General features: G+C 61.6%; 1 pseudogene. It reads right to left on the bottom strand.

Annotation, left to right across the window (positions count from 1 at the left end):
- Positions 1–125: 125 nt before the first annotated feature.
- Positions 126–1,240 (bottom strand): annotated as a pseudogene (locus AC4FWB_RS34320) (hypothetical protein); the annotation flags it as partial.

Below are 1,240 nucleotides of genomic sequence, written 5' to 3'. Positions count from 1 at the left end.
GGAACCGGCGTGGTCACGCTCCGGGACCCTCCTTGGTGCGGCGACCATGTAGCACCCGATCATGTTATCGCAAATCCCGACACTTATCAGCCGCTTCGATCGCGCCAAGTGGGGATCAGCGAAGCCTAGTCACACTGAACATCGGCGTAGATCAAATGGTCTGCCTCGCCAAATGCCGCTTGGCTCTGATCGAAGCAGTACCGTTTGGGCACCAAGCGGATCAAGGTGCGTCGGTTGCATTCACCAGGCAGGTCGATTTGGAAGGCGCGCGGCGACATAGACGGCGTCGCATCGCTCCATTTCGTGTGACCGGCAAACGAAACGTTCTGGATCAGCAAGCTGGAGCCGGATGAACTGACTGGACCGGAGGTGGCCTCGACGTTTGCACCCTTTGCCTGCTCGATGCTCGGATACTCACCGCTTCGCGGCGGATCCCCGTTTGCCGGAATAGCGCCCGCGCTGACTGCCACATTGATCCTGACATCGTCGCGCTCTGGAACATCGCCGTAGCTGTTGCGAAAGGTCCAGCTTACGCGAAGGACACGCGTCTTCACCCCCTCTCCGGGCGGTGGAGGCAAAACCTCAATCTCGGCATCGGCGAGCGAAGAGCCTTCATCCTGCGCCTCTGGCGCCGGACAGCGAGTATAGAGTGGGCGGTAGCCACACTCAGAGCCGCCGGCTCCCCATAGACAGTCGCTCAGCTTCCGCCAGTCTTCTACACTCAGCCGCGGCGCGCTGGAGGACAGGTCATTGCCGGACCCCGGCAACATCCAGGGATGGATGCCGCCGCTGCCGGCCGCCCAGTCTGTCCGGTGGGCGGCTATCTCGGCGTAGACGATCTGTTCCTCGTGCAGCTCGAGCAATTGGACCCAGGTTGGCAACGTGACCGTCGGCTCATGCCCCGCTGCGTCCGCGGCAAAACGGCGGCCCGTGACTTGTGTGGTAAGCGTGTGGCAGCTTGTGCAATTGCCTGTCGGATCTTCGACCGTCCTGGCCTGGCTAAGTTCATTGCGGTAGGTGCCGGTGTAGCCGGAGCCGACCACGCGGAACGGCGCGCCCGGTAACCGCGGCCGATGCGGTAGAAAATCTCCCAGGCTGAAGGCGGTCGATCTGGAATCGCCGGCTGAACGGAAACCGACCCTGCTCTGCGCAATATGCGGATCGATCACATAGGGGCTTTTGTTGTCATGGCATGCATGGCACGAGATCTGGAACGTCCGATCATAGATTTTCTCCGCCG

Source organism: Mesorhizobium sp. LEGMi-168a, from assembly GCF_058312955.1.
This window is presented reverse-complemented; position numbering and strand designations above follow the sequence as displayed.